The 12,808-nt window shown below is 64.0% G+C and carries 12 protein-coding genes; 6 read left to right on the plus strand and 6 right to left on the minus strand.

What is annotated here, in order from left to right; translation table 11 throughout:
- Positions 1-13 precede the first annotated feature (13 nt).
- The 5 genes from ACR30Z_RS15025 to ACR30Z_RS15045 all read right to left on the minus strand — a co-directional run bounded on the left by ACR30Z_RS15025 (position 14) and on the right by ACR30Z_RS15045 (position 5,076).
- Positions 14-994 carry a phosphodiesterase gene (locus tag ACR30Z_RS15025; RefSeq protein WP_144650180.1) on the minus strand — a complete coding sequence of 327 codons (981 nt, stop codon included), beginning with the start codon at positions 992-994 and terminating at the stop codon, positions 14-16.
- Between the two features lie 142 nt (positions 995-1,136).
- Positions 1,137-1,619: a glutathione peroxidase gene (locus tag ACR30Z_RS15030; RefSeq protein ID WP_144650177.1), complete on the minus strand. Its 483-nt coding sequence runs from the start codon at positions 1,617-1,619 to the stop codon at positions 1,137-1,139.
- Between the two features lie 119 nt (positions 1,620-1,738).
- A complete protein-coding gene (locus ACR30Z_RS15035) occupies positions 1,739-3,301 on the minus strand; it encodes a M23 family metallopeptidase (protein WP_434373319.1) in 1,563 nt (520 codons plus the stop codon).
- A gap of 335 nt (positions 3,302-3,636) precedes the next feature.
- The gene (locus tag ACR30Z_RS15040) at positions 3,637-4,605 is read right to left on the minus strand and encodes a cytochrome c oxidase assembly protein (RefSeq protein ID WP_434373321.1); all 969 of its coding nucleotides are present in this window, start codon (positions 4,603-4,605) and stop codon (positions 3,637-3,639) included.
- Positions 4,606-4,650: 45 nt separating this feature from the next.
- Complete coding sequence (locus tag ACR30Z_RS15045) at positions 4,651-5,076, minus strand: ArsR/SmtB family transcription factor (RefSeq protein ID WP_144650171.1); 426 nt, start codon at positions 5,074-5,076, stop codon at positions 4,651-4,653.
- A gap of 217 nt (positions 5,077-5,293) precedes the next feature.
- On the opposite strand from ACR30Z_RS15045, the gene ACR30Z_RS15050 reads away from it, so the two are divergent.
- The 4 genes from ACR30Z_RS15050 to ACR30Z_RS15065 all read left to right on the plus strand — a co-directional run bounded on the left by ACR30Z_RS15050 (position 5,294) and on the right by ACR30Z_RS15065 (position 9,862).
- Complete coding sequence (locus tag ACR30Z_RS15050; protein ID WP_434373323.1) at positions 5,294-7,405, plus strand: cytochrome c oxidase assembly protein; 2,112 nt, start codon at positions 5,294-5,296, stop codon at positions 7,403-7,405.
- Positions 7,406-7,513: 108 nt separating this feature from the next.
- Positions 7,514-8,431: a cation diffusion facilitator family transporter gene (locus ACR30Z_RS15055; RefSeq protein ID WP_144650168.1), complete on the plus strand. Its 918-nt coding sequence runs from the start codon at positions 7,514-7,516 to the stop codon at positions 8,429-8,431.
- On the plus strand, positions 8,431-9,120 hold the full coding sequence (locus ACR30Z_RS15060) for a DsbA family protein (protein ID WP_434373324.1): 690 nt from the start codon (positions 8,431-8,433) through the stop codon (positions 9,118-9,120). Before ACR30Z_RS15055 ends, ACR30Z_RS15060 begins: the two co-directional genes overlap by 1 nt.
- 130 nt (positions 9,121-9,250) lie before the next feature.
- Complete coding sequence (locus ACR30Z_RS15065; protein ID WP_434373326.1) at positions 9,251-9,862, plus strand: copper resistance CopC family protein; 612 nt, start codon at positions 9,251-9,253, stop codon at positions 9,860-9,862.
- Positions 9,863-9,880: 18 nt separating this feature from the next.
- Here the strand turns inward: ACR30Z_RS15065 and ACR30Z_RS15070 are convergent, their stop codons facing one another.
- Entirely contained in the window at positions 9,881-10,258 is a 378-nt protein-coding gene (locus ACR30Z_RS15070; protein WP_144650162.1) for a MarR family winged helix-turn-helix transcriptional regulator, read from the minus strand.
- 96 nt (positions 10,259-10,354) lie between these two features.
- Here ACR30Z_RS15070 and ACR30Z_RS15075 point away from each other — a divergent pair, with 96 nt between their 5' ends.
- Positions 10,355-11,797, plus strand: a complete 1,443-nt coding sequence (locus tag ACR30Z_RS15075; protein ID WP_434373328.1) for an MFS transporter — start codon at positions 10,355-10,357, stop codon at positions 11,795-11,797.
- Positions 11,798-11,836: 39 nt separating this feature from the next.
- Positions 11,837-12,748 carry an oxygenase MpaB family protein gene (locus ACR30Z_RS15080; RefSeq protein ID WP_434373330.1) on the plus strand — a complete coding sequence of 304 codons (912 nt, stop codon included), beginning with the start codon at positions 11,837-11,839 and terminating at the stop codon, positions 12,746-12,748.
- The last annotated feature ends 60 nt before the right edge of the window (positions 12,749-12,808 follow it).

Consider the following 12,808-nt stretch of genomic DNA (forward strand, 5'->3'; position numbering starts at 1 on the left):
GCGGGAGAAGTAGCTACGGCGCCTTGGGAGTAAAGCCGCCGGGAGAAACAAGCGGCAGGGACGACGTCAGGGTTCCCGGAGAAGTGTGGGCACCCACCCGGGACTCGTGCGGGATCCGGATGCCGGCTTCGGCCAGCCGACGCTGAACCTCGGCTGCGTCCACGGGCTCCCCCACGGTGACCCCGCCGGACATCGGCACTACGGAGTGCACAATCGTGTGCTCGTAGACGTGGATCATGTTGTACGACTGTGCTCCGTCGCGTCCGCGTTGTCCGCCAGCGCGAACCCCCAGGTCCTGGGTATAACACGTGGCCGAGGCGACCGACACCGGGATGCCGGCGAAGCCCGCCGTCGTGGAGTAATGCAGGTGGCCACCCAGGATGGTGCGGACGTCAGTATTACGGACGACGGCGGCCAGTGCGGCTTGGCCGCGCAGTTCCACCAACACCGCGAGGTCCTGGACGCACGGGACGGGCGGGTGGTGCAAAGCGAGGATGGTGCCGTCGGGCGCCGGGGTGGCCAGTTCCGAGGCCAGCCATTCGAGCTGGGCCTCCGACAGTTCGCCGTAGTGGTGGCCCGGAACTGTGGTGTCCAAAGTGATGATGCGCAGTCCGTTGACGAAGTAGCTGCGGTCCACCGGGTCCTGGGGCTTGCTGGCTTCAGAGGCATCCTCGAACGCCGAGCGGAAGTTGGCGCGGTTGTCGTGGTTGCCCATGGCCCAGATGGCCTTGGCTCCCAGTAAGTCACAGACCGGCTCGATCATCTCGCGGAGCCGCTGGTATGCCTGAAGCTCGCCCTTGTCTGCGAGGTCTCCGGTGAAAATGATGGCTTCGGGCCTGATCTTGGAGGCGATGATCTGGTCGCAGATTTCCTGAAGCCTGGTTGAGCTGTCGACAGAACCGTAGAGCGTGCCCGGACCACCCACCAGGTGAAGATCGCTCAAGTGCAAAAGCACATGACCTGGTTTGGGGTACTCGGCCTCGATGAGCTCCATAGCTTGCCTTAGCGTTTGGTGGGAGACGGCGTCTCCCGTGTTCAATCCAGTAGGGCCAATCCAACCAGACAACAAGCCAACAACTGGCTAATTTCCGGCGGAATGTTGGAAAATTACTTTCCTCCCTTCAAGATTGCTGGCTTTAGGCCAACGCCTCTTCTACGGCTTTCAACAGGTCTTCGGAGTCAGGCTCCACTGCGGATGGGAACCTTCCCACCAATTCGCCCTCCCGGTTGATGACGAACTTCTCGAAGTTCCACTTCACTTTCACCGGCTGGCCGTCCTCGTCCTGAGTCAGTTCGGCGAAGAGCGGGTGCTGCTGCTTGCCCAGGACGTTGGCCTTGCTGGTCAGGGGGAAGGAGACACCAAAGTTACGCTCGCAGAATTCGGCGATTTCCTCGTCAGCGCCCGGCTCCTGCCCGCCGAATTGGTTGCAGGGCACACCGAGCACCTCGAAGCCCTGCTCGCGGTACTTGCCATACAACTCTTCAAGGCCAGCGTACTGGCGCGTGTAGCCACACTTGGAAGCGACGTTCACCACCAAGACTGCTTTCCCCTCGAACCGGCCGAAGTCCGCTTCGGAGCCATCGTTGAAGGTGAGGGGAATGCTGTAGAGGCTGGTCATGGGATTCGCTTCCTGACGACGTCGGCTGGCGGGATCGCCGCCATCGAGCTTACGGGAGCTGGCGTGGGCTGCGAAACGCCGGGGTACCCGCGTTTCACGTGCCCTCAGCGAGTGGACGCCTAGGGCGTCGGAAGGATGAGCGTGGAGAGCGGCACAATGGTGCCGTTCGGAAGCTTGACCTTGTCCGTTCCCACCAGGGTGTATCCGGGCGGCAGAACCACGGCTGGGATCGTCTGCGGCAGGACCGCGACGGGAGTAGGTGCCGGCGCAGGAGCCACCGGAGTGGCAGGAGCCGGCGCAGGTGCCACGGCCTTCGTTACGGCCGGAGCAGGAGCGGGGGCCGCTGGGACTGCCGCAGGCGCTGGAGCCACTACGGCGGGTGCAGCCGGTGCGGGCGCCGCTGGCGCTGCGGGAGGCACGACGGCGGCGGGTGCGGGTGCCGTCGTCGTGGTCGCCGCGGGTGCCACTGAAGTCGTGGCGGGCGCCGAGGTGCTCGACGCTGGGGTAGTCGCAGTAGCCGTCGGTGTTGGTGTCACGGTGGGCGTTGGTGTGGCGGTTGCCGTCGGAGTTGGTGTCACGGTGGGAGTTGGTGTGGCGGTTGCCGTCGGAGTCGGGGTCGGCGTGGCTGTCGCGGAAGGCGAGGGCGTCGCCGTCGGAGTTTGGGACGGCGTCGGCGTCTGGGTTGCCGGCGGCGTAGTGGTGGCTGGCGGCGTATTCGGCGTCTGTGTTGCCGGCGGCGTAGTGGCGGGCGGAACAACTACCGGTGGGGCCACGGGCTCTTCGTGTTCGCCACCGATAACTGCACGGTTGGTGCCGTCGGCTACCGGGACGGCCCACTGCGGTGCGGACGACGTGCTTGAACCGGCGCCTGGCTGGTAGTTCACCATGGCAATGTTCTGCAGCGGATCTATCTGCCGCATGGGCAGGTACGTCCAACCGTTGGGGTTGGTGTGCAAGCCGTTCACGATGGTCTCGAAATGCAGGTGGCAGCCCGTGGACCAGCCAGTGGTGCCGACCTGGGCGATTACCTCGCCGACGCGGACTGATTGGCCCTTCGTCACGCCAATGGCCTGCAGGTGGTTGTACGTAGTGACCAGGCCGTTGCCGTGTTCAATCTCCACACGGTTTCCGCCGCCCCAAATGTGCCAACCGACGGCTCGGACAACACCGGCGTCCGCGGCATAGACGCGCGTGCCACAGGTTGCTGCGTAGTCCTGGCCCCAGTGGAATTCGCCGGCCAAACCTGTCAGTGGGCTGTACCGGTATCCGTAGGATGAACTCGGGTTGAGCACCTCAAGAGGTGCGTACAGGGCGCCGGTCGGCGGACGGGAAAGGCCGGCCGAGGCGACGGTCAGGCCAGTAGACCCATCCTTGCTGACAGTGCGGATCATGGCGCGGTCGAAGTAGACCATGGGCGTGCCGGGCAGCTGTTCAGGAGGTTCCGGCATGGCATCGATTACCAGGGTTTCTGCCTCTGGCGGCACCAACGTGCCTAATGCTGTGGGCCCAACAACACCCTGCGCCAAAGCGCCGTTCACTGAGCCCGCCGGAACGGAGCTCAGGGGTTGGAAGCCAAACGCGAAGAAGGCCAGGATGGCGAGGCTTCCCGCGATAAGGACGCGATGGAAACCCGCTGCGCGGATCAGGTTTATTGCCCGGTCTGAATCATGATGCTTGCCCACAAAACACTCCCCAAAAGCCAGCGGCACCAAACCCCAGCCTGGCGTGCAAGCACCATTGTTGCGGGAATCACATCAGAAATAAAGGCTTCCCAGGCCCTGGCAACAGAAAGGTTCGCTCAGTTTTGGCTCAAGACGTCTTGAGCTTTGTGGTGAGCCCACCCACTGCCCGCAAAGCGCCCTCCCCGGCGCGGGAATCCCAGTGCTCGAACAACGACGCTGTGGTGCCTTGCACAGGAAAAAACACAACACGCGGAGTGCCTGCAGTTTCGGGTCCGCCAAAGCAGCGTCCGGCCGTGCTTCTCTTCAGTGCGGGTGGGAGATGCGGAGCCAAGGGGTCATCGGCGGCGCACAGGACGGTTGGCCAGTTGGCGTAGGTATTCGTTGTAGGCATCCAGATCCGGGTCGCCGGCCACCGCCGTTCTCCTGTCTGCCTTCGCCCACCCTCGGGCCTCGTCCCGTTGCCAGCGCACGAGGATGAACATCAGCAACAGCACCCCGGGCAGTTCCCCATAGGACCAGGCCAGTCCGCCGGCCAGGCCTTGATCGGCCATCGGGTCAACGTTCCAACTTTCCGGCGGTGCGGAGAAAAACTTGACCATTGGGGCTGTGGCCATCATGATGACGACGCCGAAGAAGGCGTGCAAGGGCATCTCCGCGAAAATATCCAGCATCCGGCCGAAATGGGTTTGCCTGGTCGGCAGCGGGTCCGCAGAGATCAGCGGCACGGTGAACAGGATCCCGGCGGCCAGGAACAACAGTTCCAGTCCCACGTGCCCGTACCAGGTGGGCAGCAGCAGGTCCGCAAGGCCGGAGAAGTACACGCCATAGAAACTGAGCAGGAACAGGGGCACCATGAAGGCCGGGTGGATGGCCAGCCGGCCCCAGCGGGAGCGCAGTCCCCACAGAGCCGCGCGCAGGACCGGTCGGCCGAACATCCCGTGCGGGGTTGCCCGCAGCAGCAACGTGCCCGGGGACCCGATGACCAGCAAGGGTGGCACGGCCATCATCAGGGTCAACTGCTGGAACATGAAGATGGAAAACATCCGCAGGCCGTAGCCTTCGATACCGGCCCCCATGACCACGATGATGGCCAGGCAGCCGAACAGGAAGGACGCGGTGCGTACCGGGGACCAGTGCCGCCCCTGCCGCCAGAGCCGGACTGCCCCGGCGAGGTAGAACACCGCCGCCAGCAGCGTCAAGGCCGGTATCAGCGGGACAGGTTGAAGGTTCGGGGACAGATACTCGGCCAACGACGGAGGCAGTGAGGGAAGCCAGACCGGGCCTTCAATTCCGGGCTCTCCCATGTCAGTACCGCCGTCCGGAGGCAACGGCAGGTAAAGAGGATGAGGCTAGCTGTTGGTGACCATTTTCAGCCGGTCCTGACCGGCATGCCCAACGTGGGTCAGGCCAAGATCCAGCAGCATCCGTACGTGCGAGTCGGCCAGGGAGTAGTAGGCCCTCCGCCCGGCGCGACGAACCTGCACCACGCGCGGGCCCCGCAGGAGGCGGAGTGCATGGGACACACCTGATTCGCTCAGCCCGGTGGTGGCTGCCAGATCGCACACACACATCTCCCCTTCGAGCAGGGCGATCAGGATCCTCACCCGTCCGGGGTCCGAAAGAAGGCCAAAGATCACGGCGAGCTCCGCGACATCTGCCTCCGCAGGCATCCGGGATCTGACGGCCTGGACCTTCTCGGCGTCGACCAGACGGGTGGCGCATTCGCTGCCCGGCCGGGTGGGCGCTGTCGGCATTCCCTGTACTGTTCCGGTCATTCATCAAGACTACCTCTACCTGCTAATGCGTCGCATTTGCCTTGTGGCGACCCGGTCGCCGCCAACGGCCACGGGCACGGATCCCCGCCGCGAGCAGCGGGCACCGATTAACGTCTGAACAACTCTACATATATTCTTATATCGCGCCGCAATGCAGCGGCGCTTCCTGCTCCAATGAATGCGGAGCCAGGTCCGGGACCAGCGTTAGGGAACCATTGTGGCTTTGAGAGCCCCCGCTGCCGGCGACCGTCCGGCCGTAGCGCCCAAGCTGTGGTGGCCGGCGGCCGCCGGTGTGATTGCGGTGATCGTGGTCCTCGTGGCCACGGCGTACGGCCGAGGAACCCTGGCGGCCGAGACCCGCGATCCGGGGGCCCTGGTGCGGTGGGGGTATGGCGTGGCTCAGACCGTGCAGAACGTTGCATCCGCGGCCACTATCGGCGCGTTGGTCTTCGCGGCGTTCATCGTTCCGCCCGTTCTGCGTGGCCGCAGAGGCACCGGCCGGGTCCGGTCCAGCGCGACAGCTTCATCGGCGTCGACCATCGCGGCCGGCCATGAGCACCCCGCCTTCAGCCGGATCATGGTCCTGGCGTCGGTGGCGAGCCTGACGTGGACGCTTTCCGCCTTGGTGGTTCTAGTGTTCAGCTTCGCCGACATCGCAGGCGTCCCGCTGTCGGGAAGCCGCGAATTCGCCGCGCAGCTGACCTCCTACGTCACCGAACTTCCCAACGGCGCGGCGTGGCTGTGGGTCGTTATCATCTCCGCGGTCGTCGCCACCCTGACCTTCGGTGTCAGGTCTGCAACAGGGCTGGCCACCACAACCCTGCTGGCCCTGGGAGGCCTGCTGCCGGTGATCCTGATTGGCCATGCCGCCGGCGGAGACGACCACGAACAGGCCATCAACTCCCTGGGGCTGCATTTATTCGGAGTGTGCCTCTGGTTTGGCGGGCTCGCAGCCCTCGCCGTAGGCGGCACCTCTTTTGGCAAAGACACCGCCGAGGTCCTTAAGCGGTTCTCCACCCTGGCCGGTTTCGCCTTCGTCCTTGTTGTGGCCTCGGGCATCATCAACGCCACCATCCGCATCGAGTTCCCGGCAGGACTGGCCTCTCCGTACGGCGTCATGCTGATGGCCAAGACGGCGGCCTCGATCACATTGGGTGCGATCGGGTTCCTGCACCGGAAAAGGCTCATTCCGGTCCTGAGCGTGAAATCCGCAACCGGTCGGCCCACCCGGCTGCTCTGGCGTTTCATCGTCGTTGAGCTGTTGATCATGGGTGCCGTCAGCGGCCTTGCCGCCGCATTGAGCCGCACGCCACCACCGGCAGGGGAAGACATCCGACCAGCCCTGACACCGGCCGAGATCCTCACCGGGTATCTCCCGCCACCCGAACTGACCCCCGAACGGTGGTTCACCATCTGGCGGCCGGACTGGCTCTGGATTGCGTTCGCCGTTTTCGCCGCGTACCTGTATCTTCGCGCGGCGCAGCACCTGCGGCGCCGCGGGGACGGGTGGCCATGGATACGCAGCCTGCTCTGGATCACAGGGTTGGTGGCGCTGGTGTTCTTCACCTCGGGCGGACCGTCAGTGTACGGGCGGATCCTCTTTAGCGCCCACATGGTGGACCACATGGCCCTGACTATGATCGTGCCCGTATTTCTTGTGCTCGGCTCCCCGGTGACGCTGGCGCTTCGGGCACTGAAACCGCGACCTGACGGCTCCCGCGGGCCGCGCGAATGGATCATGGTCCTGGTTCATTCCCGGGTGGCAGCCGTCGTGACGCATCCTTTGTTTGTGGCGGCGAATTTTGCCGGCTCGATCGTCCTGTTCTACTACTCCGATGCGTTCGGCTTCGCCCTGAGGGAACATGTCGGGCATGAACTCATGACGGTCCATTTCGTCATCACCGGCTACCTGTTCGTCCTGTCGATGATCGGCACCGACCCCGTTCCGCGTCGGGCGCCGTACCCGCTGCGGCTGCTGCTGCTCCTTGCCACCATGGCCTTCCATGCCTTCTTCGGCGTCACCCTGATGGGGTCAACGGCCTTGATCCAAGCGGAATGGTTCACCGAGCTTGGACGCGACTGGGGTGCCACACCACTGGAGGACCAGCAAATGGCCGGCGCCATCACCTGGGGTATCGGCGAGGTCCCGACGTTGCTCATCGCCGTCGGCGTCGCCATCATGTGGTCACGTTCCGATGCCCGCGAAATGCGGCGCAACGACCGGGCAGCAGCCCGGACCAACGACGCTGACCTGGCGGCCTACAATGCCATGCTCGCCCGGCTTGGCGAACGGGACACGGAGAGCCGGGGCCATGGATCCCAACGCTGAACGGGATGCGATCCTGCCGCAGCTGATGGCCCGGCGTTTCCCTCCAACCTTCTGGCCGGACATTACCGCCATCCATCCGTCCTCTCCCTACACCCTGGAGGTCCGCCCATGAGCGGTCACGAGCACGACCACGCAGCCGAGGCAACGGCTCGGCGAGGCAAACTCATCACCGTCTTTGCCATCACCTTCGCGGTGATGATCGCCGAGATCATTGGCTCCGTTCTGACCGGCAGCCTCGCACTACTGGCCGACGCCGGCCACATGTTCACCGATTCAGCAGGGCTGTTGATAGCTCTTTTCGCTGCGTCGCTGGCCCTGAAGCCAGCCACGTTGGAGCGCACCTGGGGTTACAAACGCGCCGAAATCATTGCCGCTGCCGGGCAGGCCGCGCTGCTGCTCGCCGTCGGCGGCTTTGTCATCGTCGAAGGTATCCGCCGGCTCTTTGAACCCCCGGAGATCGGGGAATCCACGATGCTCTGGTTCGGCATCATCGGCCTGGCCGGGAACGCTGTTGGTCTTGTCATCCTCGCCTCGGGCAGGAACCACAATTTCAACATGAAGGCCGCCTTCCTGGAGGTCCTCAATGACGCGCTCGGGTCCGTGGCCGTCATCACGGCAGCCATCATCATCGCCCTCACCGGCTGGCTGCAGGCCGACGCCCTCGTCTCCCTGCTGATCGGTGTCCTGATCATCCCCCGCACGATCAAGCTGCTCCGTGACACGGTGAGCGTGCTCATGGAATCCACACCCAAAGGGCTGGACCTGGCCAAAGTGCGTGAACACATTCTGGTCCTGCCGCACGTGATCGATGTCCACGACCTTCACGCTTCCCTCGTAGCCTCCGGAACACCGATACTCTCCGCCCACGTCACCGTGGAGGACAACTGCATGACCGACGGCCATGCAGCCAGCATCCTGGCAGACATGCAGGACTGCGTGGCCCAGCACTTCGACATCAGCGTCGAACACTCCACCTTCCAGATCGAACCCGCCGCCCATCGCGACCAGGAAAGCATCCACCACTAATGACTCAAACCAAAACCCCACCCCCGCCCATGGACACAGCCAAGAAGGCCCGGGTCTTTATCTGGGTCCTGCTGGCCGTCCTCGTTGCCGTCGGCGTGATCTGGTACACCGCGTTCTCCCTGAACAAGCCAGCCCCGACGGCTCCGGCTCCCGCCGCGGAAGCGCAACTGGTCCGCGAGGACAGCCACCGTGTCACATCACCGTCTACGGAAAAAGCCGTACTGGTCGAGTTCCTGGACTTCGAATGCGAAGCCTGCCTTGCCGCCCAACCCGTGGTTGAAGATCTGAAGAAGGAATTCGGCGACCGGATCACCTTCGTCAACCGCTACTTTCCGCTGCCGGCGCACCGCAATTCGGCCACGGCCGCGCTTGCCGTCGAAGCCGCGGCCCAGCAAGGCAAGTACGAACAGATGTATGCCAAGATGTTCGAAACGCAACCGCAATGGGGCGAAAAAACGCAATCCCAAGCACCCCTGTTCCGCACGTTTGCCCAGGAACTCGGCCTGGACCTGGCCGCATATGATGCCGCCGTCGCCGACGACAAAACCAAGGAACGGATCAAAAAGGACATTGCGGATGGCACCGCTTTGGGAGTGAAGGGCACCCCGACGTTTTTCCTGAACGGGAAGATGCTCAACCTTGAGACCAAGGAGCAGTTCCGCCAGCTGTTGGCAGACGCCGGCAAATAGCCAGGGCCATCAGCGCCTCTGATTCTTCCGGCGGCGCACTGAACATGGCGCACTGAACATGTTGTCAGGTGTCACTGGCGCGCACCCAGCTACTTCATTTCTTTATATCGAGCAGAATCGCAGAATCCCTATGAATCCCCGTAACAAGCAACGCAACCGCTTCGGACTGGTCTTTTCCGCAGCCATCCTCATCCCGGCCTTCGCGGCAGCGCCGGCCATGGCGCACGACACCCTGGAATCGACCGTGCCGGCTGGGAACACCACCGTCACGGCAGCCCCCGGTACCGTTTCCCTGACGTTGTCGGAACCGCCCTTGGACGCCCGCCAGCTCAACCTCAGTGTCATCACCGTTACCGACGAGGCGGGCAAGACCCTCAGCGACGGCAACGTCATCGTGGACGGCGCAACCATCTCCACCGCCATAGCCGGAGGGGCCAACGGAATTTACAAGGTCCTCTGGAGGACTGTTTCCTCGGATGGGCACCCCATCGAAGGTACCTACTCCTTCACCGTCCAAGGTCCGGCCCAGGCAGTCCCGGCCTCGCCATCGGTGATACCGACTCCGGCGGACAGTACCGCCTCCACCGGTGTCGCGCCGGCTGCCGAAACGGCACCGGAACAGGTCAAGCCCAACGACAGCAATGCACCCCTGGCCGTCGGCATCGCGGCCGCCATACTTGCTGTCGCCGCCGCGGTATTCTTCATCGCACAGAGACGCAGGAACAAGCGCACCGGAGCATAGCCGCACCGGAAGGTTGCTTCAGCCGAGGTTTTCCGCGAGCAGCGCCCGGTGTTCCACCGCCGCCGAGGAGTGCAGCGCCCGGCCCGCCTCGGTCAGCTCCAGGAACAGTGAGCGGCGGTCATCCACGCAGGTTTGGCGGGATACCAAGCCGGCCTTTTCCAGCCGGTCCACCACCTTGGAGACGGCGCTCTGCGTCATGGGAGTGCGCTCCCCCAGTGCCTTCATGCGGCAGGCAGACTCTTCGCTGTCGGCCACGAGGTCAAGGATTTCGAACTCGTTCAGGCCGATATCAAATTTGGCTTCCAGGGCGCGGTCGATTGCTCCTGCGGTACGGAAGTAGGAGTTCTGGATGCTGCGCCACTGCTCAACCAGCTGACGGTCACGCGTCGTTGCCATGTCCTGATTCTAGTTCATTCCGCCATTAGAATCCACGTCATAAGATTCCGTGTCATATTCCTTGTCATTGAATGACGCGTCATATACATTGAACGCATGACATCACCCACCACCCTCAAAACCTCCGCCGAGCCGCCCTTGGTCTCAGCCGTCCGCTGGACGCGGTCGCAGTGGCTGCTGCTCATGGTCGTGTGCACCGTCCTGGCCCTCGACGCCCTGGACGTCTCCATGGTTGGCGTCGCCTTGCCATCCATCGGGCAAGAGCTCAACCTCGGAACCGATTCCCTGCAGTGGATCGTCTCCGCCTACGTCCTGGGTTACGGGAGCCTACTGCTCCTTGGTGGCCGGCTCGCGGACCTGCTGGGCCGCCGTCGAATTTTCCTCATTGCGCTGACGGTGTTCGCCGCAGCGTCGCTCCTTGGCGGACTGGTTGACGATCCCGCCATCCTCATTGCAACGAGATTCATCAAGGGACTGGCGGCAGCCTTCACCGCGCCGGCCGGGTTCTCCATCATCACCACGAACTTCGCGGAAGGCCGCGAGCGCAACAGGGCGTTGTCCATCTTCACCACCTTCGGCGCCAGCGGTTTCTCGCTGGGCCTGGTGGTGGGCGGCCTGATGACCAGCCTCAGTTGGCGCTGGACGTTCCTGGTCTCGGTGCCGATCGCCGTCCTCGTGGTTCTCCTGGGCATGAGGTTCATTCCCAAGGACAAGCCGTCCGTTGAGGACAGCGGGCACGACATCTGGGGCGCCGTGACACTGGCCCTGGGCATGCTCGGCTTGGTGTACACCTTGGTTTCAGCACCGGAACAGGGCTGGGGATCTGTGGCAACAATCGCCGGATTCGCAGTTTCTGTTGCCGTGCTGGCAGCATTCGCGGTGATTGAAAACAAGGTCAAGCACCCGCTGATCCGCTTCAGCATCCTCAAGGAAGGCTGGGTTGCCCGGGCCAACCTGAGCGCGGTGGGGCTCTTCGGGTCCTACCTGAGCTTCCAGTTCATCCTGACCATGTACCTTCAGTCCGTCCTGGGCTGGTCGCCGCTGGGGATGGCACTGGCCCTGCTCCCCACTGGATTGCTGGTGGCCAGCAGCGCACCTTTCGCCGATCGGCTGATTGAGAAGTTCGGCGCTACGCAGCTCATTATCACTGGCCTCACAGCCCTGGGGTTGGGTTACGTCCTGTTCCTCCGGGTGGGCACATCACCCAACTACGTCCTGGATATCCTGCCCTCGGTTATCCTCCTGGGCATCGGCTTCGCCCTTGCCTTCCCGTCCATCAACGTTCAGGCCACCACCGGCATCCGCGATTCCGAGCAGGGCCTGGCCGCCGGCCTGATCCAAACCAGCACCCAGGTGGGCGCCGCGCTTGTCCTGGCGGTCACCACGGCCCTGGTCAGCGGGCATGGACAGGCTGCCGGGACCGTCAGCGCCCAAGCCATGCTGGAACAGTATCGGCCGGGACTCATCCTGAGTGCCGCCGTCGCCATTGCTGCTTTGCTGGTGGCAGCGGCACCCTCGCGTCGTCGCGTCCGCACCTAGCCCTGTACACCTCGGCCAAAGAGCGGTCGAATTGAAGGCATGAGGAATTACCTCACCGAGTACAGACACGAACTCCAGCGCACATTCACGGGGACGTCGGGCACTCCGCCTGAGTGGGTGCCGCGCCTCGCGGAAGGGAACGACGCCGGATACCACCTTCCGGGGTCGGCCGTCTGGGCGGTTCACGGACACGTTGCCACCATCGTGGCGGGGATCAGGGTCCTGTTGATGCAGGCCCTGCACCCCGGCGCGTTGGCGGGAGTGTACGAACATTCGGACTTCCAGAAAGACCCATTGGGCCGCCTCGCCAACACTGTTCGGTGGATCTTCACGGTCACGTACGGATCCAAGGAGGCAGCCGAAACCGCTACGTACCGCGTCCGGAAGATCCACGAGCGCGTCCAGGGAACCTACGTGGACGGAAACGGCGCCGTGAGGAAGTATGCCGCCAACGACCCCGAACTCCTCCGCTGGGTCCACGTAACCTACGCGGATTCATTCATCACCGCCAACCGCATTTGGGGGCGAACCATCCCCGGAGGCCCCGATGCCTACGTCCGGGAGTGGGCGGCGGCCGGCAGGCTCATGGGCGTAGAGAATCCCCCGCTTACCGAGGCCCAGGTCCGCGACGAATTGGAAGCCTGGTATTCCTCGGGGGTGCTGCGGGCCGACGAGCGCCTGGCTGAAACCGTGTCCTTCATCCGGCATCCACCACTGAGCCCGCTGCTCAAGCCCGGTTACCGCATCCTCTTTGCGGCCGCCGTCGCGAGCCTTGAACCCAGGTACCGCACCATGCTGGGGATCCGCGCCGCCCGACTTGGCCCGCTTCCGTTGCCCGCCATTACTGCGGCCAGGGCGGTGCTGTGGATGGTCCGACTCGCCTTGGGCTCCCATGGACCGAGCGAACAAGCAGCCCGGCGAAGGTTGCAGAGGCTCGGCTACGCCGTGTGACCCCTGCGGGAAGGTTGGAATCTGCCTGTCCCGGTAATAGGTAAAACGTCCAACGCGGTC

This window comes from Paenarthrobacter sp. FR1, assembly GCF_051106045.1.
GTDB classification, from domain to species: Bacteria; Actinomycetota; Actinomycetes; order Actinomycetales; family Micrococcaceae; genus Arthrobacter; species Arthrobacter nitroguajacolicus_A.